Raw genomic sequence first — 25,687 nt, 5'->3', positions numbered from 1 at the left:
TTTCAATGTCGTTTTATCCAGTTTTCAAAGAACAAGTTTTGAAAGTATCGTCTTCTATAAAGAAGATGAACCTTCAAAACTGAACGCAAAACGTCAACTTATAGACCCAAGGTCTATATTCCGTAATTATCCTTAGAAAGGAGGTGATCCAGCCGCACCTTCCGATACGGCTACCTTGTTACGACTTCACCCCAATCATCTGTCCCACCTTCGGCGGCTGGCTCCTAAAAGGTTACCTCACCGACTTCGGGTGTTACAAACTCTCGTGGTGTGACGGGCGGTGTGTACAAGGCCCGGGAACGTATTCACCGCGGCATGCTGATCCGCGATTACTAGCGATTCCGGCTTCATGTAGGCGAGTTGCAGCCTACAATCCGAACTGAGAACGATTTTATGGGATTGGCTCCCCCTCGCGGGTTTGCAGCCCTTTGTATCGTCCATTGTAGCACGTGTGTAGCCCAGGTCATAAGGGGCATGATGATTTGACGTCATCCCCACCTTCCTCCGGTTTGTCACCGGCAGTCACCTTAGAGTGCCCAACTGAATGCTGGCAACTAAGATCAAGGGTTGCGCTCGTTGCGGGACTTAACCCAACATCTCACGACACGAGCTGACGACAACCATGCACCACCTGTCACCACTGTCCCCGAAGGGAAAGGCTTATCTCTAAACCGGTCAGTGGGATGTCAAGACCTGGTAAGGTTCTTCGCGTTGCTTCGAATTAAACCACATGCTCCACCGCTTGTGCGGGCCCCCGTCAATTCCTTTGAGTTTCAGCCTTGCGGCCGTACTCCCCAGGCGGAGTGCTTAATGCGTTAGCTGCAGCACTAAGGGGCGGAAACCCCCTAACACTTAGCACTCATCGTTTACGGCGTGGACTACCAGGGTATCTAATCCTGTTTGCTCCCCACGCTTTCGCGCCTCAGCGTCAGTTACAGACCAGAAAGCCGCCTTCGCCACTGGTGTTCCTCCAAATCTCTACGCATTTCACCGCTACACTTGGAATTCCGCTTTCCTCTTCTGTACTCAAGTCCCCCAGTTTCCAATGACCCTCCACGGTTGAGCCGTGGGCTTTCACATCAGACTTAAAGGACCGCCTGCGCGCGCTTTACGCCCAATAATTCCGGACAACGCTTGCCACCTACGTATTACCGCGGCTGCTGGCACGTAGTTAGCCGTGGCTTTCTAATAAGGTACCGTCAAGGTACGAGCAGTTACTCTCGTACGTGTTCTTCCCTTACAACAGAGTTTTACGATCCGAAAACCTTCTTCACTCACGCGGCGTTGCTCCATCAGACTTTCGTCCATTGTGGAAGATTCCCTACTGCTGCCTCCCGTAGGAGTCTGGGCCGTGTCTCAGTCCCAGTGTGGCCGATCACCCTCTCAGGTCGGCTACGCATCGTCGCCTTGGTAGGCCGTTACCCTACCAACTAGCTAATGCGCCGCGGGCCCATCTCGTAGTGACAGCCGAAGCCGCCTTTCAACATTTCGCCATGAAGCAAAATGGATTATTTGGTATTAGCCCCGGTTTCCCGGAGTTATCCCAATCTACAAGGTAGGTTGCCCACGTGTTACTCACCCGTCCGCCGCTAAAATCAGAAGAAGCAAGCTTCTTCATCATTCCGCTCGACTTGCATGTATTAGGCACGCCGCCAGCGTTCGTCCTGAGCCAGGATCAAACTCTCCATAATAGGTGAGTCGATTAGCTCGACTTTGTTGCTGGCGTCAAATTAATGACGTTTTAAAATGAACAATTAAGTTCAAGTTTTGCTTCCCACACCGAAGTGTGTTCCGCTTTATTGTTGACGTTTTGCTGTTCAGTTTTCAAGGTTCATTTGTTTGCCGTTGTTGTAATGGCAACTTTTATATCTTATCAAATCCTGTTTGCTATGTCAACAAAAAGTTTTGATATTCTTTTTTCACTTTGTCGCTTTCAAATCAGCAACTTTATAAATATATCAGCCTGACTTATAAAAGTCAACACTATTTCTTAAAAAGTTATAGGAATATAGAAATCGTTAATACACTAGCTATTCCTGGAACGCCAAGGAATGCAATCAATAAGCCAGATACAATGTTGACGGGAATGAAAAGACCAAATTGACTTGCGATCAAGTGGATTGCAAACAAGATGACAAAAGCAAAGGCAATTCTAAACCACCAAATAGAGAATGCTTCGATTACTCGTCCTTTTGATGCTTTGTTTAAAAATAAAAAAAGAAGTACAGCTATACCAATTAAATAAAGAGTCAGCTTCATGGAGCTTCTCCCACCTCTCATATAAGTTATCAACTAACTATATGAAGGAATCGGTATAACATATACTTCATTTCAAAAGGATTTTTCGTATTCTTGCTTCTTTATATAGAAAGAAGTGTTTGCTTTCGGTAATTTTGCGCTGGACAATGATAGCCAACTCATAGTCATCCATTAGTTCTTCAATGAGTTGCGCTTGCTGCCATTCTTCTTTCGTTTCTTTCATTAAAGAAATTAACTTTGTATCAAACTCTCTTTTAAGTTTCGCTTTCTTGAAAAACATGTGGCAGTTAGGCCTCCTCTTTATAACTCACGTCGGCCTTCTAACGCTTTCGATAAAGTAACTTCATCCGCATACTCTAAATCTCCACCTACAGGAAGACCATGTGCAATTCGGGTTGTCCGAATTCCGGATGGCTTTACAAGACGGGAAATATACATAGCAGTTGCTTCACCTTCTATTGTAGGGTTCGTTGCTAAAATCAATTCTTGCACTCGCTCATCCTGCAGTCTTTTCAGTAAAGGCGGAACGTTAATATCTTCAGGTCCTATCCCATCCATTGGCGAGATCGCTCCATGCAACACATGATAAAGTCCTTTGTAGTCTCTCATTTTTTCCAAGGCGATGACATCTTTCGTATCTTGGACAACACAAATGATGGTGTCGTCGCGTTGTTTGTCTTGACAAATATGGCATGGGTCTATATCTGTAATATGACCACAAATAGAACAGTAACTTAAGTTACGCTTAGCATCTACCAACGCTTTAGCAAATTCAAGTACAGTGTCCTCTTTCATGCTTAGCACGAAAAATGCCAGACGGGCCGCAGTTTTCGGCCCAATACCTGGCAATTTCATAAAACTATCAATTAGTTTTGATATCGGTTCAGGATAATGCATGTGATTTCCTCCTAGAACATGCCAGGGAGGTTCAATCCCTTCGTGAATTGTCCCATCGTGGAGTTCGAAGTTTCTTCCGCTTTTTTCATCGCTTCGTTTGTAGCGATTACGATTAAGTCTTGTAACATTTCGATGTCTTCTGGATCAACAACTGATTCATCCAAAGCAACACTGATTACTTCTTTGTGTCCAGTAACAGTTACTTTAACCATACCGCCACCTGCAACACCTTCAAAATGTTGAGTTCCCAATTCTTCTTGAGCCTCAGCCATTTTCTTTTGCATTTTTTGCATTTGTTTCATCATACCTTGCATATTACCCATTCCACGCATACTATTTTTCCTCCCTAATCATCATGTATTTCTACAAATTCTTTACCAAATAATTTTTCCGCTTCCACAATCAACGGGTCTTCCGTGGCTGCTTTCTCTTCCTGCATAAAGCTTAACATTTCATCTGCAGCTTGTTCCGTCTCACTTGGCTCAGCTGTTGCATCTGCATCAGAATCGGACGCCTTCAACCCTTTGTTGCGAATAAACTCTTCACGGATTTTCACCCAAGCTTCTTCAGGAACAAAAAGAATCTCATACATCTTGCCTGTTAAATTCATGAGCAATTGAGAAAAGGCGCTTGAAAACGTTTGATTATCCGCAGCCATTTGGCAATGAATATCATATTTGAATTTTAACACAAATGCACCGGTAGATGCCGCAACTGGTTCTGCTTCATTCAATAATGCGGCATGTGATTTTTGCAATTGCGTCATAATCGTTGGCCAGTGCGATTTGATTAACTGAATATCTTGCTTCGTTGCCGTTTTTAAGACTTCCTGAATGCGGCCTGACGGTGCTTTGAAACCAGTTTGAGTTCTTAACCTCTGGCGTTTTTGTGATTCACTCGCTTGAGGAGTTTGTGCACCATTTGTTGCAATACCTTGTTTCAGTTGTTGTTCAAGCGCGATGACAGTTCGTTCAAGTTGAGCAATTTTCTCTTCAAAGGGACTTAAATCCACTGTCGCTTGCTGAGAATTAGTTACTTTAACTTGTGACATTTTTAATAGAGCGGTCTCTAAATAGACTTTTGCATGATTCGAGTAACGCATTTCCTGTTGAGTGGCTGATAGGATTTCGATGTAACGATATAACGTATCAATCGGGAACTGATGGGCAAGTTGTTTAAACTTCTCCTCACCGGATGCGAGTTCCAATAACTCATCAAGAGATGGAGCTGTATTCATTAATAGCAGGTCTCTGAAGAAGGTAATTAAGTCCTCAGTTAAGCGAACTGCATCTTTTCCTTCTTTCATTAATTCTTCTAAAAGAGTTAATACTTTCCCAACATCTTTCGTTAATAAGGACTCTGCCAGTTGGTAGAAGATATCCTGCCCAATTGACCCTGTTACAAGAAGTGCATCTTCCACTGTCATTTCGTCACCACTGAACGATACCACTTGATCGAGCATGCTCAACGCATCACGCATACCGCCTGATGCAGCTTGCGCAATAACTTTCAATGCTTGATCATTTGATGGGATTCCTGAATCAGCCAATACGACATTCATGCGGTCCACAATGTCGGATGCCGTAATTCGTTTGAAGTCAAAGCGCTGACATCTGGAAATAATCGTGAGTGGCAATTTATGAGGTTCTGTGGTCGCTAGTATAAACACAACGTGAGCCGGTGGTTCCTCAAGTGTTTTCAATAAAGCATTGAAAGCACTGTTGGAGAGCATATGCACTTCATCGATGATATACACCTTAAAACGCGAGTTTGCAGGAGCAAACCGAACTTTTTCAATGATATCGCGAATTTCTTCAACTCGTGAATTAGACGCAGCATCGAATTCAATAACGTCTGTATTCGATCCGTTGGTTATACTTTTACACGTTTCACATTCATTACACGGCTCAGATACGGGTGCCTTTTCACAGTTCAGCGCTTTGGCAAAGATTTTTGCCGCACTTGTTTTCCCTGTCCCCCGTGGACCATTGAATAAATAAGCATGTGTCGTTTTATTATAAAGGAGAGCATTTTGAAGGGTTTGTTTCACATGTGCTTGACCTGACATTTCTGCGAATGATTGAGGTCGGTAAACACGATAAAAAGCTTGATACGCCAACTGATTTCTCCCCTTATAGTGTGATTTTAAACAGTTCTTTAATTATAACATAAGGCACTCACTCTAGCTCTTTGAAAGCAAAGAATTCGAGAATGAAAAAAGGCGTTCATTCGCATGGTTAGCGAACAAACACCTGTATGGAAGTATGTATACCGTGCACCTTCCTTCGACTGCTATACATAAGCGGAACCTCTGTCGTTAGCTCTGCCTAGGCTACCCTGCGGCACATGAGAAAAGTCCACTTAAGGCTGCTTCCTTCCGGACCTGACCTGATTCATGGATACCCATTGCGCAGGACCCAGACGTCAACACTACGTGCAAAAGTCAGACCCTACATATAAACAGCCTCAGAGAAGGAGTTCAGTCTCGCTAGAGCGGATTGCGAGTTACAAGACACCGCTACCTTCCCACCTAGCACGGTATTTATTAGTATACTTACTTAGCCACAAAAAATCAAATCCTTCTATTTCCATTCTCTGAGACTTTTTACAAAATCATTACCTCGCTTGAAGGAAAAAGGGTTTTTCTTATTGAATAATAGGAATGTAAATTTATCCTCACTTTAAGGAGAAACCTAGCATGAACACAAAATTGATTTTAGTTGAAGGGTTGCCTGGCTTTGGGAAATCAACAACAGCCAAGCTTATGCATGAACTATTGAAAGAGCATGATATTGAAAACGAACTTTTCTCTGAAGGAAACCTAAACCATCCTGCAGATTATGATGGAGTTGCTTATTATACAAACGAAGAATTTGAAAAATTACTTTCAGCAAACACTGAGTACGCAACTATATTAAAAGAAAATGCGAAACAACAAGAGAACGGAACTTTCATTTCCTATCAAAAAATGAAAAATACAAACCATTCAAGTCTTTCTGATGACGTATATACGCTTCTTTCAAAAAATGATATTTATGAATTGCCTCTCGATATACATATTCCACTTATGATAAATAATTGGAAGGAATTTGTTCAACACGCGCTCAAGAGTCACAAAACCTATATTTTCGAATGCTGTTTGATACAGAACCCTATAACCATCAGCATGATTAAATACAACGCCTCTAGCGGTATTGTTTCAGACTATATCTTACAGCTGGCAAAAATAATTGAACCATTGAACCCTTTGTTAATTTACGTGGATCAAGAAAATCTTCATGCCTCATTTGAAAAAGCCTATAAAGAACGAGACAACAATTGGGCTGAAGGATTTATTGATTACTATACGAATCAAGGGTATGGAAAAGCAAATGACTATACAGGAGTCGAAGGAACCTTAAAAGTTCTGGAAGCGAGAAAGTTGTTGGAAAATGAAATCGTTGATCAAATTGATTTTATGACGGTAAGAGTGAATAACTCTTCGTATAATTTCACACAGTATAAAACCATGCTGGAAGTAATCGTGAAAGAAAAAGTGATTTAACACTTCAAAAGGGCAGCTCTCACTTCCCGCTTTCCTTTATTATCTTATGCACCGCAAATCATTTGAAAAAAGTGCGCAAAAAAACAAAATACTTAAATTTTAATTTAATCACCTGTAGTTGTTGACTTTAGTTTTTGTACATGATAAATTATATCTTGTTGACACGGAGGTATACCCAAGTTTGGCTGAAGGGATCGGTCTTGAAAACCGACAGGGGAGTCAAATCCCGCGGGGGTTCGAATCCCTCTACCTCCTCCATTTTTTCAACAAACACGCGCATATAAATGGAGATTGTTATTCGTTACTAACGTAACGAATTTTCTTCTAACATAACTAATCAGAATATTATGAAGGCAACTCATTGAGTTGCCTTTTTTTGTGCTTTCCAACAACTAATTTCCAATGATTTGTAACGTAAACTGCTTTTCTAACGTCAAATGGAAGAATAAGGAGGGTTCGGATGAAATGTAAATCTTTATTAATTTCCTTTTTAATATCACTTGTATGTACGACGGTCTTCTTGCCCAATAAATCATCAGCTGAGTGGGCATATTCTTTTGTCGTATGGGATGGCTATGTTTACGTCTTAAGTGATGAGATTGTCGATCAAATCGATAAAGAAATCGGAGAAGTTACTTTATATTCTACGAATGAGGGTACGTATTCCGGTAATTTCTCAAATTCGTACGCCAGTGGCACGAAGTATTTTTCTATCATTGATACAAGCACAGATGAAGCGATAGCGATTGAAGACCCCGATGGGCAATATTATAAAGCGACGCGTGATGGGGAATATGCTGGCAACAAACTTCCCACCCCTTTTTCAGGTCCTAACAATAATGACGGTTTCACTTTACTCATCGGTCTGTTGGCACTTTTCCCAATCATTGCGTTTGCCAGCTACCTAACAGTTAAGCAAAACAAATGAGATATTCATAAATAGAAAAAGCCTCCAGCTTGCGCTGGAGGCTCGTTCATTTTATCTACGTAACATCGATGTTTGTTGAATAAAGTGGCCAATACGCTCAACAATCGGTTCCACAGTCTCAGGATTTTTCATCAAATCATAATCATTGATATTTAATCGCAGGACAGGACAGCCGTTGAAAGAATTGATCCAGTTTTCATAGCGTTCATGCATTTCGTACCAATACTCAACTGGCGTGGATTGTTCCATTGGACGCCCACGTAATTGAATGCGGCTTAAAATGTCTTCAATAGATCCATCCAAATAAATAAGTAAGTCTGGATGCGGGAAATACGGCGTCATCACCATTGCATCAAAGAGACTTGTATACGTCTCATAATCTGTTAGGTTCATTGTTCCTTTTTCCATATGCATTTTAGCGAAAATCCCTGTATCTTCGTATATCGAGCGATCTTGAATAAAACCGCCGCCGTATTCAAAAATACGTTTTTGTTCTTTAAAACGTTCTGCCAGGAAATAAATTTGTAAGTGGAAGCTCCATTTTTCAAAGTCATCATAGAAACGATCTAAATATGGATTGGCGTCCACTTTTTCAAAAGAGGTATGGAATTTTAGTGCGTCTGCAAGTGCTTTGGTCATCGTTGATTTCCCTACACCCACTGTACCTGCTATTGTAATCACGGCATTTTTTGGAATGCCATATTTTTCACGTAAGTTCATGCGTGGAGACTCCTTTTTTGTAGTGTATCATCTACTTTATTTAAGATCCATTTCAAATCAGATTCGTTTTGAACAAAATCAATTTCATCTCCGTTGAAACGAAGAACTGGAATTTCCGGATGTGTTTCTTCGAAGTACTGAATGAATGCATGGTAATCAGCTGAAAGTTGTTCCATATATTCTGCACTTATCAATTTTTCGAATTCACGCCCGCGCTGTGCGATGCGTTTCATCAGTGTATCCAAGCTTGCATGCAAATAGATGACCATGTTCGGCTTTGGCATATCCTGAGTCAAAATACGGTAAATTGATTCGTACTTCACATACTCTTCTGCCGGAAGTGTACGTTTGGCGAAGATTAAATTTTTGAAAATGTGGTAATCTGCAACGACAGGTTCATGATTGGCAATGTATTTCTTTTGAATATCACTTAGTTGTTTGTAGCGGTTGCAAAGGAAAAACATTTCCGTTTGGAAACTCCACTCATCGATATCTTCATAAAACTTATTTAAAAATGGATTTTCATCCACAATTTCTTTTAAAAGTTGAAACTTATTTGCATCGGCTATGGCCTTAGATAATGAAGTTTTTCCAACACCAATTGGGCCTTCAACTGTGATAAATGGAATCGGCATCAGAAGTCCTCCTACTCGTTCTCAGTCGTTCAGTGCCCTTTATTCTATCATAGCTGGAAAACGAAAAACAGAGCTAAAAACCACTTTTCCAAAGCGGAAAAGGGTTTTAGCTCTATCTTTTTTTCACGTGGAACATTTCATTAAGAACGACCCAGTTCTGTGGGAATTGGAAGGCAATGTGCCAGTAACTGATTCCTTTCAAACCTAATTCTTTTAATAAATCAAATTTCGCTTTAATCGAACGGGCATCCTCAAACCATACTACATGTTCTTTTCCATCCCGCCAGTAATTGAAATATGGTGCTTGCGCTACCTCATCATATAAGATTGCTGCATTACGTTCCCGGGCAAGTTCCACAGCCCGCTTCGGACTAATCGTTTGAGCCGGTGGATTTCCTGGTTTATATGGTAATGTCCAGTCATACCCGTACAAATTTTGACCCATCATGATTTTTTTAGCAGGTATTTCTGTTAATGCGTATGTGAGTACATTACGTACCGGTCCAATTGGAGACACGGCCATCGGTGGACCTCCGCTATAGCCCCATTCATAGGTCATAATGACAACAAAATCGACTACTTCACCGATTTTTTTGTAGTCATGCCCTCCATACCATTTTCCGACCTGATCGGCGGACGTTTTCGGAGCAAGTGCAGCAGAAAGAGTCAAACCTTTTGCCGCTGTTTTTAAACGCTTTAAGAAGTTAACATAGTTTTGTCGATCTTCTTTTCGTAAATACTCAAAATCCACATGAATATCTTTTGCATTTTTCGCCTTGGCTTCAGCCAGGATATTTTGAATGAGTTTATCTTGCACAGCAGTGCTCGCGAAAATGTCTTGCGCTAAAGTATCACTGAATGCACCATTCTCAATATTAGAAATAACTATTGCAGAAACCATATTTTGATCTTGCGCAATCTGATCAAGTCCACTCCAATCCAATGGCGTTAACGTACCATCCCGTTTGACTTCATATGAAAATGGCATCATATACGTCAATAATGGACCACGTTTCTTTACCTCATCCAGCACGGCTTGGGATGGTTTTTCGGTGTACCATTCCACGTACGCATTCGTTTCAGTCGTTGGGCGATTTGGATCTGGTGCGCCAGGAATGACAATCGTTTGACCGACTACCAAAACGTTCGGATCAGTAAGCTCATTGAAATTGGCCAGTGTGGTAGGGTCGACCCCGAACCTATTGGCAATAGAGTACAGACTATCCCCTTGCTTTACTACATAAATATTCATCTAAAACCTCCTTGTTCCACATCTCATTTATGCTATGCGTAGGATGAACAAAACATGCTACACTAAAATGAAGGAGCGATGCGGAATGGATGTATTTGAAAAAGACCGGACTTTCATGCTTGAAGCATTAAGCGAAGCTCAAAAAGCTGCCACTCTAGGTGAAGTGCCAATTGGTGCAGTTATTGTTTATCAGGATGAAATCATTGCACGTGCACATAACTTAAGAGAAACGACTCAAAACGCAACGACTCACGCAGAGTTGTTGGCAATCCAGCAAGCTTGTGCAAAAATCGGAAGTTGGCGTCTGGAAGAAATGACCCTTTACGTCACACTTGAACCTTGCCCGATGTGTGCTGGGGCAATATTGCAGTCACGAATTCCCCGGGTGGTTTACGGTGCGCGTGACGTTAAAGCAGGTTGCGTCGACTCACTCTATCGATTGTTAAACGACGCACGGTTTAATCATGAATGTGAGGTAACTGAAGGAATATTAGCTGAAGAATGCGGCGGAATTCTTACACAATTTTTCCGTAATTTGCGTGAACAAAAAAAGAACCGGAAACGAACTTAAGTTAAAGTTCATTTCCGGTTTTCTTCATTTTTCAATATTTATTTACTGATGATTTCTTTTCCACCCATATATGAACGTAAAACCTCAGGAATGATAACAGAGCCGTCTTCTTGTTGGAAGTTTTCCAAAATAGCAGCTACTGTACGGCCAAGTGCCAATCCACTACCGTTTAACGTATGCACAAATTCCGGTTTGGCATTTGGCTCACGACGGAAGCGAATGTTTGCACGACGTGCTTGGAAATCCTCAAAGTTACTGCAAGAAGAAATTTCACGGTACACGCCTTGTGCAGGAATCCATACTTCGATATCGTATTTTTTCGCTGCCGTAAATCCTAAATCCGCTGTACACATTTTCAAGACACGATATGGCAAGCCCAATAATTGAAGAACTTTCTCCGCATGTCCTGTTAATTTCTCCAATTCATTATAAGAATCATCAGGATTCACAAAACGAACAAGTTCCACTTTGTTGAATTGATGTTGACGAATCAAACCACGTGTATCACGCCCGGCAGAACCCGCTTCAGAACGGAAACAAGCACTGTATGCAGCAAAACCTTGTGGCAATGCATCTTTTGTTAAAATTTCATCACGGTAGAAGTTTGTTACCGTTACTTCAGACGTCGGAATCAAGAAGAAATCTTCTTTTTCAATTAAGAATGCATCTTCTTCAAACTTCGGCAATTGACCTGTACCTGTAAGACTTGCACGGTTTGCCAAGTATGGAGGTAGCATTTCTTCATAGCCATGCTCTTCGGTATGAAGATCGATCATGAAGTTCATAAGAGCACGTTCCAAACGAGCACCTAGACCACGGTAGAATAGGAAACGGCTACCAGTTGTTTTTGCCGCACGTTCGAAATCGACAATATTCAAATCTGTCGCGATATCCCAGTGAGGTTTTGGTTCAAAATCAAATTCACGTATTTCTCCCCATGTACGATCTTCAATGTTATCATCTTCAGAATCCCCAACCGGAACGCTGTCATGTGGAATATTTGGAAGACGCATCATCATATCTGCAAACTTTTCTTCTACACTACGTAATTCTTCATCCAACACTTTAATTTCATCGCCTACTTGACGCATACGCAAGATTACATCGTCCGCATTTTCTTTATTGCGCTTCATAACCGCAATTTTTTCAGATGCCTCATTTCGTTCTGCTTTTAATACTTCTGCTTTGCCGATTAGTTCACGACGTTTAGAATCAAGCTCTGCAAATTGATCAAAGTTCCCTAAGTCTTCACCGCGTTTTTCAAGTTTTGCTTTCACTTCTTCGTAATTATCTCTTACGCGTTTTACATCTAACATGTATTTTCCTCCTTCGATTTCGATGATGGGAGATTAGTAACAAGCGTTAAAAAGACGTTTTAGAAATCGCCGAAAAGCGTTGTAGCCCACTCTAGCTCGACTCCTCCGGTGAGGAATCGAAAACTCGTTTTCGAATGAGTTTCTGAAGCGAAGGTGCGAGCTGGGCTACGAAGCTGGACAACAAAAAAAGCCCTCCATCCCCTTGGAAAGGGACGAGAGCTACCCGCGTTGCCACCCTGATTGATTTGTCCATGCGAACAAATCCACTTGTCTCATAACGGCTTTTCAACCGGCTGCAACTTACTAATTTTCAGTCGCGCAACTCCAGGACGGATTCACAAGTGTTTTTACCAGCTCGCACCAACCGCTGGCTCTCTTCAAAAAACGGAACTTGTTACTACTTCCCATCAACGTTTCATATGTGAAATTATCCATACTTTACTACAGGATATGTATTTTGGCAAGCTGTTATACAAGAAAAAACATCAACTTACTCCATTTAAGGAACAAGCTGATGTCTTTTAAATTTCAATAATTAATTTACACCCACTGCTGTAAATGCTGATTTCACACTTGCCACTTCACTGCTGCTTGCGCCATAAAGATCAGTCGCTGCTTGAACAGCTGCTACACGGTATTGGCTAAAAGTAGAGTTTGGTGTTAAATACTGTGTTAACGTACGGTAGAAAATTTTACCCGTTTTGTCATTGCCGATTCCTGCTACGCTGACACTGTAATGTGTGCCGCCATTTGCTAACAGGTATGCAGCTTTGTTGCTGATTCCACTGTTCGAGTGAACACCGCCATTATCCTGTGTTCCCACATAACGTTTCGAGTAATGATCCGGATCTCCATTTTTTGTTGGGTCTGCCATGGATCGTAATGCATCGCCTGATGTTCCCGGTGTATAAATGTCTTCTCCCATTAACCAGTCAGGATTGTTATTGAAATGATATTCTACTAACGTACCGAAAATATCAGACATTGATTCATTGATTGCGCCTGATTCATTTTGATAGACTAAATCCGCAGTTGTATCCGTCACGGCATGAGTTAACTCATGTGCGATAACGTCAAGCGATCCTGATAGAGGGATGAATGTAGAGCCATCTCCGTCACCATACACCATTTGCGAACCGCTCCAGAAAGCATTGTTGTAATTGCGACCGTAATGTACGGTAGAAATTAATTGTGCCCCATTGCCATCATAGCTATTACGGTTATGGACATTTTTATAATAATCATATGTTTGGGCAGCGTAAGCGTGAGCATCAACAGCTGGTCCATCAAAAGCCGCATTCAACACGTTATCTGTATCCAACCATAACGTTCCTGGTGTTTGTGTACGGTTTTTACCATTATACGTAAAGATTCCATTTCCACGCGTACGATCCACCAAATATGAACCATTGCTGTTCGTTACCGTATTAAATGACTTCGTATCACCTAAAACACCCTTACCCGAACCTACTGTGTTGGTACCTGTTGGTGATGTAGCACCAGGTGATGATTTTGCTTCATGAATCTGATTATACGAGGCTAAAATATCCCCTGTTTGTGCATCTACGAAGTACTGATAGTTACCTGGTGATGGATATAAGAATTCAAACTCAAGAGCATACGCATAGTTAGCTTTTCCATCTTTCACATAGATTACGAATTCAGGTTTTGCTTCTTTCGCAAGTTCTGGAGCTTCTCCTACTTTTGCTTCCAGATCTTTGGATGCAATCGCTTGAGCTTCAGCATGTTTGATTTTTGCGCCACTCTTTAAAGATTGTTTTTTATCTAATTCTGGTGCTAGTTCACCGGATACAGCTGTCAATACACCATCCGCATCAATATGCGCTGTTAATACTGATCCGAAAACTGGTACACCTTTATAAACTTGTTGTAATTTTACTAGAGTGAAGCCCGCTTCATCTTTTGTTTCATTCAGTACTTTGAAATTAGAATAAGAATCATTGCTGGTTTTATAGAGTCCTTGTTTTTCTGCTAAATAATTTAACACGATGTCTTTTGCTGCTTTCTTTGATGGGGCTGTTAGTTTACCAGAAATAAAATCCGGTGTATTGCTTTTTTGATTCATGTGGACTTTTTCAGAATTTGCATTTCCTGGTGCTGCCTGTACTGGTGCAATAGCTGCCGATAATGCAACTGTTGCTGCTAAACTCAGACTCACGACTTTTTTCTTCTTCACTCAACTTCACTCCTCAGTTTCTGAAAATTCCGAAATAATTCCGGGTAATTCGTATTGTATCTTTTCTACTATTCTGAATAAATAGGTAACTATCACTGTTTTTTATTGATTAAATACAGGTTTATTATCCTGTTGAAAAAATGGATAATTTTTCTTAAACCTATCTTTAGAATCATTTGGTTTAATAAACCTATATCAATAGATAGAAAGATTATCTAATTAATATCCATTTTTGATTTGTATTTACATATTTCCCTAAATTCAATTAGATGATTACAATTTAATAATCCCATTTAGAACTTCAAAAAAAATAAGCCTGCACAATGGCAGGCTTAATCTTAAACTTTTTGCTTTATAAAATTTACTACTAATTGGACAAAATAAGCAGTTACACGATGATCGTCCGTCAGTTCAGGATGAAAAGAGCATCCTAAAAATTGTCCTTGTTGAGCCATCACAATACGACCGTTATGTTCACATAAGACTTCTGTCTTAGGTCCAACTTCATTAATATGCGGTGCCCTTATGAACACAGCAGGAAAATCATCCGCTACACCTTTTATTAAAAGGCTCACTTCGAAACTATCGACTTGTCGACCAAATGAATTACGTTCTACTGTCACATCCATTACTCCTATATGCGGTTGCTCATATCCTACAAGTGAACCGGCCAGGAGGATAAGCCCTGCACATGTCCCAAACATCGGATGTCCCGCTTTTGCAAATTCGCGTAATGGTTCCATCATGCCGTATAAATCAATCAGTCGACGCATCGCTGTGCTTTCTCCGCCCGGTAGAATTAATCCATCAATCCCAGACAAGTCTTCCACACGTTTGACAACGATTGCTTGTGCTCCGCTCGCTTCTATCGATTGAATATGTTCTCGAACAGCTCCTTGTAGAGCCAATACACCGATTTTCACCATATTACAGTACTCGATCCTGCATTCGATCTTTCGCTTCTAAACGAGACATTTCAATCCCTTTCATCGGCACTCCAAGGTCTTTTGAAATCTCAACAAGTAATTTGTAGTCTTGGTAGTGCGTCGTCGCTTCAACGATTGCACGTGCAAATCTTTCAGGGTTATCTGATTTGAAGATACCTGATCCTACGAAAACTCCGTCTGCTCCAAGTTCCATCATCAATGCTGCATCTGCAGGAGTAGCTACCCCACCTGCTGCAAAGTTTACAACCGGTAATCTGCCCAAGTGTTTGATTTCAAGTAACACATGGTAAGGAGCACCTAGAATTTTTGCTTCCGTCATTAATTCGTCTTCATTCATGTGAATGATTTTACGTACCTGAGCATTTAATTTACGCAAATGACGCACTGCTTCTACAATATTACCCGTACCAGGTTCCCCTTTTGTGCGAAGCATGGAAGCACCTTCACCAATTCTTCGAGCTGCTTCTCCTAAATCTTTGTTCCCACATACAAAAGGAACGGTGAAATTACTCTTAATTAAATGGAACTCTTCGTCTGCTGGTGTTAATACTTCCGATTCATCAATATAATCTACACCCATTGCTTCTAACATGCGGGCTTCAGAAATATGACCTATACGTGCTTTTGCCATAACTGGAATTGTTACTGCATTCAGTACTTCTTCCGTAATACGCGGATCAGCCATTCGTGCTACGCCACCTGCTGCACGAATATCAGAAGGTACTCGTTCCAATGCCATTACCGCTACTGCTCCTGCCGCTTCAGCAATACGAGCTTGTTCTGCGTTGATAACGTCCATGATGACGCCACCTTTTTGCATTTCTGCCATACCACGTTTTACACGATCCGTACCTGTTAAATGTTGAGTCATTGTATATAGCCTCCATTTCATCTAATATTATTAGTATAGTGAAGTATGACCATTTAAAAAGTGTCAGTTTCGAACTATTTAATAAGGTCAGTTAGGAGCGAATGATGGATATTTGGCTCAATCAAGTAGATAAATCCTCACCAACACCTCTATATGAGCAGCTTTATCATGAAATGAAGGAAGCAATCATTCGGGGTGACTTAGAGGTCGGCACTAAGTTGCCTTCTAAAAGACAACTGTCGGAGTTTCTAGCTATCAGTCAAACAACAATTGAACTCGCCTATGGACAGCTGGTTGCTGAAGGTTTTATTAAAGCTGTTGCGCGGAGTGGATATTACGTAGAACAAGTGGAAGAGCTTGCTTATGTAGATGAAACACGTATGGAACATGAGCAATCGGAATCGTTGAAACACGTCTACAGTATTGATTTTAACTCGGGTCGTATTGACACTTCTGCTTTCCCTTTCAATCAATGGCGAAAGTATGCAAAAGAAGTGTTAGATGAAACGTCTCGGGATTTATTGCTACTCGGTCACCCTCAAGGGGATGTGGAGTTAAGACAGGAAATTGCGAGTTATTTATACTCCTCTCGTGGTGTTCGTTGTACAGCACAACAAGTAGTGATAGGTTCAGGAACCGAACAGCTGATGCCACTTTTGATCCGTTTACTCGGGAAACAATCCGTCTTCGCCATTGAAAACCCGGGCTATCCGATGACCCACCATATTTTTGACAATAACGATCGGAAAACTTTGGCCGTTCCTGTCGATGAAGATGGTATGCAAGTAGCAGAATTGGATAAGAAACCTGCAAACGTTGCCTATGTGACGCCTTCCCACCAATTCCCTACCGGGGCGATTCTCTCCGCTTCCAGACGGGTTCAATTACTTAACTGGGCTTCTGCCAAAGAAGGGCGCTATATTATCGAAGATGACTATGACAGTGAATTCCGCTACGTTGGTAAACCAATCCCATCTCTTCAGGGAATGGATCAGCGAGAACGCGTCATTTACATCAGTACCTTTTCAAAATCACTTATGCCTTCCCTACGCATTGCCTATTTTGTGTTACCAATGCACTTACTGCAAGCGTATCGGCAAACATTTCCGTATTATTCATCAACGGTGCCGAGACTCGATCAACATGTTCTTGCGCAGTTCATGAGAGACGGCCATTTTTCAAAGCACTTGAATCGTATGAGAAAGTTATACCGTAAAAAATTGGAGAAGTTAACGCAAGCATTGGACGCGTATAAACCTACAGTTCAAATTTCAGGCGAGCAAGCAGGCATGCACATCGTTTTAACGATTGATAGCGAATCGTCTGATCGCGAGTTAGTTGAACTTGCCAAACAGCAAGACATTCGGGTATACGCCTTGTCCGACTACCATCATCCAACCGAAAATATCCCCTCCAACCCCCAAGTGCTGATTGGTTTCGGTGGTTTTGAAGAAGAAGCATTTGGACCAGCAATAGAGGCCTTAATGAAAGCTTGGCATATAAAGAAAGCATAAAAAAACCGTGATTTCTTCAATTGAAGGAATCACGGTTTTGATTTGTTTTTTGCTTAGAATAATCCACCGACAAAGTCAGAAGCACCATTCCATAGTTTGCCGAAGAAATGACCAACACCTTGTAAGCCTAAAGAGAACCAACTTGCACGTTCAACGGCTTCAGTTGTTACAACATCAGAAGAATTTGATGCGCCTGTGATGTACCCGTAATCTGACCCTTCAGACTTTACAATTTCCACATGACCAATTACTTCATCCTTCTTAATCGCAGCTTCCAAAGAACCATCTTTCATTTTCTTCTCATCAAGCACCAATTTGGGCTTGTATAAATCTTTTTCGCTTGATTTAATGACCATTTCAATCGGCTCTTTTACTGTAATGCCGACTTGGTCTTCTTTCCCTTTAATTACAGGGATATCTTTTTGGTCTTTAAATACATACCCTGCAGGTAAAACTTCTTCTTTTGCAAATTGCGAGAACCCATAATCAAACAATGCACGAGCAGCGTCAAATCGTGCTTTGTAAGAACCCTCGCCTTTGCTGTCTACTGCCTTCATGACAACCGCAATCACACGCATTCCATCTTTTTCAACTGTACCAGTGAAACAGTGGCCGGCAAAATTCGTTGTACCGGTTTTCAGCCCGTCTACTTTAGCACCCTTGTATTCATACACCAATCCTGGAAGCATGAAGTTCCAGTTTTCCATGTTGATGGCGTCGTCTGTGCCTTCACGGAAAACTTTTCGTGGAATGCTCGTCGTTTCAAGCACTTCCGGGTAATCTTTCAACAAATGGTAAGCAAGTTTCGCAACAGACTTTGCAGGCATAACGTTTTCATCCTGAGGTCCAGTGCCTTGAGGGTGCATGCCTTGTAGATCAGAATTGCTCAACCCAGTAGAGTTGACGAATTTATATCCTTCCAATCCCATCTCTTCGGCTTTCTTGTTCATCATGTTGACGAATTCTGATTCCGTACCTGCAATCGTTTCAGCGATGGCAATGGTTGCTGCATTGGCTGAATAAATCGCCATTGCTTCATATAATTCCTTGATAGAGTATGACCCATCACGACGAAGAGGCACGTTACTCAATACACGATCTTGTGAAATCTTCCATGTGTAATCTGTTACTGAATATTGTTGATCCCAAGTAACTTGTCCGTTTTCAATCGCTTCAAATAATAAGTACTCAGTCATCATTTTCGTCATACTTGCTATACCTAAAGCTGTATCTGCATTTTGTTCGTATAATATTTTTCCTGTATCCGCGTCAATTAATATAGCACCGTCAACCAATAAATTCAGACTCTCTTCAGCATCTGTAGAAGCCGGTTGCGTTACAACCATACTTACCATCAGAATCGGAAGGAGTAACCAGCGCACTAGCGCCTTGCTCACTGCACTTTTCACTTCAGAACCTCCGCCATTCTCTTTTTTAATTTTCCCTTGCTCATTTTATCACAAAAATCTGGCATACGGGACGTTCTGAAAAAAAAGCACCCAATCTGCCTAAAATATAGACGGCAGATAGGTGCTAAAGTTCCGTTATTTAATTAGATAGAGTAATTTGGAGATTCTTTCGTAATTTGCACGTCATGCGGATGGCTTTCAATCAACCCTGCACCCGTCATTTTGATGAACTGTGAATTCTCGCGTAAATCTTGTAAATCTTTCGTTCCACAGTATCCCATACCTGCACGAATACCACCCATCAATTGATGGATTGTATCTGAAAGTGGTCCTTTATAAGGAAGACGACCTTCAATTCCTTCAGGTACTAACTTTTTAGCATCATCTTGGAAATAACGGTCTTTCGAGCCTTTTTCCATCGCCCCAATTGAACCCATTCCACGATATACTTTGAATCGACGACCTTGGAAGATTTCAGTTTCTCCAGGACTTTCTGAAGTTCCTGCTAGTAAACTTCCGAGCATAACAACGTGTCCACCTGCCGCTAAAGCTTTTACAATGTCTCCAGAATACTTAATCCCGCCATCGGCAATGATTGTTTTGCCATGTTTACGAGCTTCTGTCGCACAATCGTAAACAGCCGTAATTTGGGGAACACCGACACCAGCAACAACACGAGTTGTACAAATTGATCCTGGACCAATTCCTACTTTCACCACATCAGCACCAGCTTCAAATAATGCCGCCGTACCTTCAGCAGTTGCTACATTCCCTGCAATGATATCCAATTCAGGATACGTTTTACGAATCTCACTGACAGTATCGATTACGCCCTGTGAATGACCATGAGCCGTATCGATAACAATCACATCGACTTGAGCTTTTACAAGGTGTTCAACACGCTTCATTGTGTCAGAAGTAACTCCTACTGCCGCACCCACCAATAAACGTCCATGATGGTCTTTTGCTGCATTGGGGAACTCAATTACTTTTTCGATATCTTTTATCGTAATTAATCCTTTTAATACACCGGACTCATCCACAATCGGTAGCTTTTCAATTTTATATTGTTGTAAAATCTTTTCTGCATCCTCAAGAGTTGTCCCTACTGGAGCAGTAACCAATTCTTCTCTCGTCATCACATCTTCAATTGCCAATGAGTAGTCCTGAATAAAGCGAAGATCACGGTTTGTAATAATCCCGACCAACTTTAACTCTTCTTCATTGTTAACAATCGGTACACCAGAAATACGGTATTTACCCATTAAATGTTCTGCATCGTATACTTGATGAGTCGGCGTAAGGAAGAAAGGATCTGTAATAACGCCATTTTCAGAACGTTTTACCGTGACTACTTGCTCAGCCTGTTCTTCAATGCTCATGTTTTTATGAATCACACCAAGACCACCTTGACGAGCCATTGAAATCGCCATTGCAGCTTCAGTGACCGTATCCATACCAGCACTGATGATTGGTATATTTAATTTGATTTTTGACGTCAAATGAACAGACAAACTAACATCTTTCGGTAACACTTCAGACTTCGCTGGAACAAGCAGTACATCATCAAACGTTAAGCCTTCTTTAACAAATTTTGATTCCCACATAATCTCTTACGCCTCCCTATATCCTCATGAATATTATTGATAAGGTTATCAGCGGCTACATGGACTGTCAAGGAACATGTAATAAGAAAGATTATTCGGATATTTCATTAAATATATTGCAACAAATCACCTTCAATTTTCTTTGGCGATGATTGTGGTGCATAACGTTTTACAACTTGCCCGTCGGGATCGACCAAAAACTTTGTAAAGTTCCATTTAATATCTTCGGTCAATAACCCTTTCTTCTCAGAAACCAAGTGTTGGAACAATGGATGAGCATTGTCACCTTTCACATCTATCTTCTGGAACATCGGGAATGATACGCCATAATTCAATTGACAAAATTCCATTGTTTCTTTTACATCATCAAACTCTTGATTGCTAAATTGCCCGCATGGGAAACCTAAAACGACAAGACCTTGATCCTTATATTCATCATATAATTCTTGTAACTCTTGAAACTGTGGAGTGAATCCGCATTTACTAGCAGTATTCACAATAATCATAGGTTGCCCTTTATAATCACTTAATGAAACTTCCTTGCCATTCACTAAAGTTGCAGCATAATCATAAACATTCGTCATTTGGCAACATCCTCTCGTCTTGCATTTTATATTCTTAACATATCGAGTTACCCGGTAATGTACAAGTAATTGGATTCATCAATACGCTTACAAACTAGCTATAGGTTTAATAGTTAACGATTGATAGATTAATGGATTACTTCATGACAATCACTCTTTCAAGACATATAGCATGCTGTAGCTAATCTCATAAGCCAAGTTAAGTTGATTAGTGAAACAAGATATCTTTTCTATATCAGGGGTTTGAAAATTTATCGCTCAAACTCATCTCACTGGCTAGTAGACTTGTTGAATCAACTTCTCCTAATCAACCGAATCTTCCCTTTAAATAACCCTTCCTCCTCGGAAAAGAGCCCTGGAGCATACGCAGAGTGGTTTCCCATTTAAGTTCTTGGGTTATTACATAAAGTTAAGGTCTTAGAAAGACTAATTGTTTATATTTTCGCTATGCGCTTGTTCAAACCATACCGGTTTCTTATTTGCCTAGCGACGTCCTACTCTTACAGGGGGTGCCCCCCAACTATCATCGGCGCTAGGCTGCGAAAGACGATGAACGGCTGATTTCTTCGTCAACCGCAGGTCTTCAAGTCTCGCGTATATTATACGCTCCGAGTCTCATCCCTTTATTTCCTTGAACTCTTTGTTCCTCCTCTTTATCGCACACCTTCGATTCCTGTTTAAAAAAGAACATAAAAAAACCGACACCTCGAAAGGTATCGATTTCTTATTTTGCCTAGCGACGTCCTACTCTCACAGAGGGTGCCCCCAACTACCATCGGTGCTAGGCTGCGAAAGACGATGCAAGGCAGATTTCTTCGTCAACCGCAGGTCTTCGAGTCTCGCGTATATTATACGCTCCGAGTCTCATCCCTTTGTTTCCTCGAACTCTTTGTTCCTCCTCTTTCTCGCACACCTTCGTACTAAGCTTAAAAAACAACACAAAAAAACCGACACCTCGAAAGGTATCGGTTTCTTATTTTGCCTAGCGACGTCCTACTCTCACAGGGGGAAACCCCCAACTACCATCGGCGCTAAAGAGCTTAACTTCCGTGTTCGGTATGGGAACGGGTGTGACCTCTTTGCCATTATCACTAGACTATTTGAGTGTTTGTTCACTCAAAACTGGATAAACGGGTCATTGAAAACCATTCAAATTCATTTTGGTTAAGTCCTCGATCGATTAGTATTCGTCAGCTGCACACGTCACCGCGCTTCCACCTCGAACCTATCTACCTCATCGTCTTTGAGGGATCTTACTTACTTGCGTAATGGGAAATCTCATCTTGAGGGGGGCTTCATGCTTAGATGCTTTCAGCACTTATCCCGGCCACACATAGCTACCCAGCGATGCTCTTGGCAGAACAACTGGTACACCAGCGGTGTGTCCATCCCGGTCCTCTCGTACTAAGGACAGCTCCTCTCAAATTTCCTACGCCCACGACGGATAGGGACCGAACTGTCTCACGACGTTCTGAACCCAGCTCGCGTACCGCTTTAATGGGCGAACAGCCCAACCCTTGGGACCGACTACAGCCCCAGGATGCGATGAGCCGACATCGAGGTGCCAAACCTCCCCGTCGATGTGGACTCTTGGGGGAGATAAGCCTGTTATCCCCGGGGTAGCTTTTATCCGTTGAGCGATGGCCCTTCCATGCGGAACCACCGGATCACTAAGCCCGTCTTTCGACCCTGCTCGACTTGTAGGTCTCGCAGTCAAGCTCCCTTCTGCCTTTACACTCTACGAATGATTTCCAACCATTCTGAGGGAACCTTTGGGCGCCTCCGTTACACTTTAGGAGGCGACCGCCCCAGTCAAACTGCCCGCCTGACACTGTCTCCTGCCCCGCTAAGGGGCAAGGGTTAGAAGTTCAATACAACCAGGGTAGTATCCCACCGACGCCTCCTCCGAAGCTGGCGCTCCGGAATCTCAGGCTCCTACCTATCCTGTACAAGTTGTACCAAAATTCAATATCAGGCTACAGTAAAGCTCCACGGGGTCTTTCCGTCCTGTCGCGGGTAACCTGCATCTTCACAGGTACTATAATTTCACCGAGTCTCTCGTTGAGACAGTGCCCAGATCGTTACGCCTTTCGTGCGGGTCGGAACTTACCCGACAAGGAATTTCGCTACCTTAGGACCGTTATAGTTACGGCCGCCGTTTACTGGGGCTTCAATTCGCACCTTCGCTTGCGCTAAGCACTCCTCTTAACCTTCCAGCACCGGGCAGGCGTCAGCCCCTATACGTCACCTTACGGTTTTGCAGAGACCTGTGTTTTTGCTAAACAGTCGCCTGGGCCTATTCACTGCGGCTCTCTCGGGCTTTAACACCCTAATAGAGCACCCCTTCTCCCGAAGTTACGGGGTCATTTTGCCGAGTTCCTTAACGAGAGTTCTCTCGCTCACCTTAGGATTCTCTCCTCGACTACCTGTGTCGGTTTGCGGTACGGGCACCTTCCACCTCGTTAGAGGCTTTTCTTGGCAGTGTGAAATCAGGAACTCAGACCTAATGGTCCTTGTCATCACAGCTCAACGTTATAGGAACGGGATTTGCCTCATTCCACGCCTTACTGCTTGAACGTACATAACCAACAGTACGCTTACCCTATCCTTCTGCGTCCCCCCATTACTCAAACGGTGGAGTGGTGGTACAGGAATATCAACCTGTTGTCCATCGCCTACGCCTATCGGCCTCGGCTTAGGTCCCGACTAACCCTGAGCGGACGAGCCTTCCTCAGGAAACCTTAGTCATTCGGTGGACGGGATTCTCACCCGTCTTTCGCTACTCATACCGGCATTCTCACTTCTAAGCGCTCCACCAGTCCTTCCGGTCTAGCTTCAACGCCCTTAGAACGCTCTCCTACCACGGATTCCATACGGAATCCATCCACAGCTTCGGTGAATTGTTTAGCCCCGATACATTTTCGGCGCAGCGTCACTCGACCAGTGAGCTATTACGCACTCTTTAAATGATGGCTGCTTCTAAGCCAACATCCTGGTTGTCTAAGCAACGCCACATCCTTTTCCACTTAACAATTACTTGGGGACCTTAGCTGGTGGTCTGGGCTGTTTCCCTCTTGACTACGGATCTTATCACTCGCAGTCTGACTCCCAATTATAAATCTCTGGCATTCGGAGTTTGTCTGAATTCGGTAACCCGGGATGGGCCCCTAGTCCAAACAGTGCTCTACCTCCAGGATTCTCAAAATTGAGGCTAGCCCTAAAGCTATTTCGGAGAGAACCAGCTATCTCCAGGTTCGATTGGAATTTCTCCGCTACCCACACCTCATCCCCGCACTTTTCAACGTGCGTGGGTTCGGGCCTCCAGTAAGTGTTACCTTACCTTCACCCTGGACATGGGTAGATCACCTGGTTTCGGGTCTACAACTACATACTCTATCGCCCTATTCAGACTCGCTTTCGCTGCGGCTCCGCCTTCTCAGCTTAACCTTGCATGCAATCGTAACTCGCCGGTTCATTCTACAAAAGGCACGCTATCACCCATTAACGGGCTCTAACTACTTGTAGGCACACGGTTTCAGGATCTCTTTCACTCCCCTTCCGGGGTGCTTTTCACCTTTCCCTCACGGTACTGGTTCACTATCGGTCACTAGGTAGTATTTAGCCTTGGGAGATGGTCCTCCCAGATTCCGACGGAATTTCACGTGTTCCGCCGTACTCAGGATCCACTCAGGAGAGAACGAACTTTCGACTACAGGGCTTTTACCTGCTGCGGCGGACCTTTCCAGATCGCTTCGTCTAACTCGTTCCTTTGTAACTCCGTATTGAGTGTCCTACAACCCCAAGAAGCAAGCTTCTTGGTTTGGGCTCTTCCCGTTTCGCTCGCCGCTACTCAGGGAATCGAATTTCTTTCTCTTCCTCCAGGTACTTAGATGTTTCAGTTCCCTGGGTGTGCCACGGATGCGCTATGTATTCACGCAAACGTACTGCTCTATTAAAAACAGTGGGTTTCCCCATTCGGAAATCTCCGGATCAAAGCTTACTTACAGCTCCCCGAAGCATATCGGTGTTAGTACCGTCCTTCATCGGCTCCTAGTGCCAAGGCATTCACCGTGCGCCCTTATTAACTTAACCTAAAAGTTAAAAAGTTCTTACGCATACAACCGAAGTTGTATGTTGAATTACTTGAATGTTTATTGCTTTCAATGTCGTTTTATCCAGTTTTCAAAGAACAAGTTTTAAAAGTATCGTCTTCTATAAAGAAGATGAACCTTCAAAACTGAACGCAAAACGTCAACTTATAGACCCAAGGTCTATATTCCGTGATTATCCTTAGAAAGGAGGTGATCCAGCCGCACCTTCCGATACGGCTACCTTGTTACGACTTCACCCCAATCATCTGTCCCACCTTCGGCGGCTGGCTCCTAAAAGGTTACCTCACCGACTTCGGGTGTTACAAACTCTCGTGGTGTGACGGG

19 protein-coding genes, 1 tRNA gene, 4 rRNA genes, 1 other RNA gene and 1 other annotated feature (1 of these 26 running past the window's edge) are annotated in these 25,687 nt (G+C 42.5%); of the genes, 5 read left to right on the top strand and 20 right to left on the bottom strand.

Features of this window, described 5'->3' with window-relative positions:
• Positions 1–136 precede the first annotated feature (136 nt).
• The 7 genes from MHH33_RS00160 to ffs form a co-directional block, all read right to left on the bottom strand.
• Positions 137–1,691: ribosomal RNA gene (locus MHH33_RS00160) — 16S ribosomal RNA — on the bottom strand.
• A 307-nt stretch (positions 1,692–1,998) separates the two neighbouring features.
• A complete protein-coding gene (locus MHH33_RS00155) occupies positions 1,999–2,259 on the bottom strand; it encodes a pro-sigmaK processing inhibitor BofA family protein (protein ID WP_016428967.1) in 261 nt (86 codons plus the stop codon).
• A 67-nt stretch (positions 2,260–2,326) separates the two neighbouring features.
• Entirely contained in the window at positions 2,327–2,539 is a 213-nt protein-coding gene (locus MHH33_RS00150; protein ID WP_016428966.1) for a YaaL family protein, read from the bottom strand.
• Between the two features lie 20 nt (positions 2,540–2,559).
• The gene (gene recR / locus MHH33_RS00145) at positions 2,560–3,156 is read right to left on the bottom strand and encodes a recombination mediator RecR (RefSeq protein WP_016428965.1); all 597 of its coding nucleotides are present in this window, start codon (positions 3,154–3,156) and stop codon (positions 2,560–2,562) included.
• 11 nt (positions 3,157–3,167) lie between these two features.
• On the bottom strand, positions 3,168–3,488 hold the full coding sequence (locus tag MHH33_RS00140; RefSeq protein WP_016428964.1) for a YbaB/EbfC family nucleoid-associated protein: 321 nt from the start codon (positions 3,486–3,488) through the stop codon (positions 3,168–3,170).
• A 14-nt stretch (positions 3,489–3,502) separates the two neighbouring features.
• Positions 3,503–5,275: a DNA polymerase III subunit gamma/tau gene (dnaX, locus tag MHH33_RS00135; RefSeq protein ID WP_342542605.1), complete on the bottom strand. Its 1,773-nt coding sequence runs from the start codon at positions 5,273–5,275 to the stop codon at positions 3,503–3,505.
• Between the two features lie 152 nt (positions 5,276–5,427).
• Positions 5,428–5,695, bottom strand: an RNA gene (gene ffs / locus MHH33_RS00130) — signal recognition particle sRNA large type.
• 159 nt (positions 5,696–5,854) lie between these two features.
• Here ffs and MHH33_RS00125 point away from each other — a divergent pair.
• The 3 genes from MHH33_RS00125 (at position 5,855) to MHH33_RS00115 (ending at position 7,628) form a co-directional block, all read left to right on the top strand.
• Positions 5,855–6,700: a hypothetical protein gene (locus MHH33_RS00125; protein WP_342542603.1), complete on the top strand. Its 846-nt coding sequence runs from the start codon at positions 5,855–5,857 to the stop codon at positions 6,698–6,700.
• Between the two features lie 165 nt (positions 6,701–6,865).
• Positions 6,866–6,958 (top strand) — tRNA-Ser (locus tag MHH33_RS00120).
• Positions 6,959–7,160: 202 nt separating this feature from the next.
• Complete coding sequence (locus tag MHH33_RS00115) at positions 7,161–7,628, top strand: hypothetical protein (RefSeq protein ID WP_342542602.1); 468 nt, start codon at positions 7,161–7,163, stop codon at positions 7,626–7,628.
• A gap of 51 nt (positions 7,629–7,679) precedes the next feature.
• On the opposite strand, the gene MHH33_RS00110 is transcribed toward MHH33_RS00115, so the two are convergent.
• The 3 genes from MHH33_RS00110 to MHH33_RS00100 all read right to left on the bottom strand — a co-directional run bounded on the left by MHH33_RS00110 (position 7,680) and on the right by MHH33_RS00100 (position 10,235).
• The gene (locus MHH33_RS00110) at positions 7,680–8,348 is read right to left on the bottom strand and encodes a deoxynucleoside kinase (RefSeq protein ID WP_016428960.1); all 669 of its coding nucleotides are present in this window, start codon (positions 8,346–8,348) and stop codon (positions 7,680–7,682) included.
• A complete protein-coding gene (locus MHH33_RS00105) occupies positions 8,345–8,983 on the bottom strand; it encodes a deoxynucleoside kinase (RefSeq protein ID WP_342542601.1) in 639 nt (212 codons plus the stop codon). The genes MHH33_RS00110 and MHH33_RS00105 overlap by 4 nt, the downstream gene beginning before the upstream one ends.
• A 112-nt stretch (positions 8,984–9,095) precedes the next feature.
• Positions 9,096–10,235 carry a glycosyl hydrolase family 18 protein gene (locus MHH33_RS00100; RefSeq protein WP_342542600.1) on the bottom strand — a complete coding sequence of 380 codons (1,140 nt, stop codon included), beginning with the start codon at positions 10,233–10,235 and terminating at the stop codon, positions 9,096–9,098.
• Positions 10,236–10,320: 85 nt separating this feature from the next.
• Here MHH33_RS00100 and tadA point away from each other — a divergent pair, with 85 nt between their 5' ends.
• Positions 10,321–10,806, top strand: a complete 486-nt coding sequence (tadA, locus tag MHH33_RS00095) for a tRNA adenosine(34) deaminase TadA (RefSeq protein ID WP_016428957.1) — start codon at positions 10,321–10,323, stop codon at positions 10,804–10,806.
• Positions 10,807–10,844: 38 nt separating this feature from the next.
• Here tadA and serS read toward each other — a convergent pair whose 3' ends face one another.
• The 4 genes from serS to pdxS form a co-directional block, all read right to left on the bottom strand.
• Positions 10,845–12,122, bottom strand: a complete 1,278-nt coding sequence (gene serS / locus MHH33_RS00090; RefSeq protein WP_016428956.1) for a serine--tRNA ligase — start codon at positions 12,120–12,122, stop codon at positions 10,845–10,847.
• A 205-nt stretch (positions 12,123–12,327) separates the two neighbouring features.
• Positions 12,328–12,542 (bottom strand) — a binding site (T-box leader).
• A gap of 115 nt (positions 12,543–12,657) precedes the next feature.
• Positions 12,658–14,319: a M4 family metallopeptidase gene (locus tag MHH33_RS00085; RefSeq protein ID WP_016428955.1), complete on the bottom strand. Its 1,662-nt coding sequence runs from the start codon at positions 14,317–14,319 to the stop codon at positions 12,658–12,660.
• 338 nt (positions 14,320–14,657) lie between these two features.
• On the bottom strand, positions 14,658–15,245 hold the full coding sequence (pdxT, locus tag MHH33_RS00080) for a pyridoxal 5'-phosphate synthase glutaminase subunit PdxT (protein ID WP_342542599.1): 588 nt from the start codon (positions 15,243–15,245) through the stop codon (positions 14,658–14,660).
• Position 15,246: 1 nt separating this feature from the next.
• Positions 15,247–16,137: a pyridoxal 5'-phosphate synthase lyase subunit PdxS gene (gene pdxS / locus MHH33_RS00075; protein WP_016428953.1), complete on the bottom strand. Its 891-nt coding sequence runs from the start codon at positions 16,135–16,137 to the stop codon at positions 15,247–15,249.
• Between the two features lie 104 nt (positions 16,138–16,241).
• On the opposite strand from pdxS, the gene MHH33_RS00070 reads away from it, so the two are divergent.
• Entirely contained in the window at positions 16,242–17,651 is a 1,410-nt protein-coding gene (locus tag MHH33_RS00070) for a PLP-dependent aminotransferase family protein (RefSeq protein ID WP_342543704.1), read from the top strand.
• A 53-nt stretch (positions 17,652–17,704) separates the two neighbouring features.
• Here the strand turns inward: MHH33_RS00070 and MHH33_RS00065 are convergent, their stop codons facing one another.
• The 6 genes from MHH33_RS00065 to MHH33_RS00040 all read right to left on the bottom strand — a co-directional run.
• Positions 17,705–19,060 carry a serine hydrolase gene (locus tag MHH33_RS00065; protein WP_016428951.1) on the bottom strand — a complete coding sequence of 452 codons (1,356 nt, stop codon included), beginning with the start codon at positions 19,058–19,060 and terminating at the stop codon, positions 17,705–17,707.
• 143 nt (positions 19,061–19,203) lie between these two features.
• Positions 19,204–20,667, bottom strand: coding sequence for an IMP dehydrogenase (gene guaB, locus MHH33_RS00060; protein WP_016428950.1), 1,464 nt, complete (start codon positions 20,665–20,667; stop codon positions 19,204–19,206).
• A gap of 107 nt (positions 20,668–20,774) precedes the next feature.
• Positions 20,775–21,251, bottom strand: a complete 477-nt coding sequence (locus MHH33_RS00055) for a glutathione peroxidase (protein ID WP_342542598.1) — start codon at positions 21,249–21,251, stop codon at positions 20,775–20,777.
• Positions 21,252–22,231: 980 nt separating this feature from the next.
• Positions 22,232–22,347 (bottom strand): 5S ribosomal RNA (gene rrf / locus MHH33_RS00050).
• Positions 22,348–22,411: 64 nt separating this feature from the next.
• Positions 22,412–25,343, bottom strand: a 23S ribosomal RNA gene (locus tag MHH33_RS00045).
• A 202-nt stretch (positions 25,344–25,545) separates the two neighbouring features.
• Positions 25,546–25,687, bottom strand: a 16S ribosomal RNA gene (locus MHH33_RS00040) (it continues 1,413 nt past the right edge of the window).
• The 16S, 23S and 5S rRNA genes sit together here, the layout of an rRNA operon.

The sequence above is a fragment of the Paenisporosarcina sp. FSL H8-0542 genome (assembly GCF_038632915.1).
Classification (GTDB): Bacteria; Bacillota; Bacilli; order Bacillales_A; family Planococcaceae; genus Paenisporosarcina.
The sequence above is the reverse complement of the archived record's forward strand: the minus strand, read 5'-3'. Positions and strand labels throughout refer to the sequence as shown.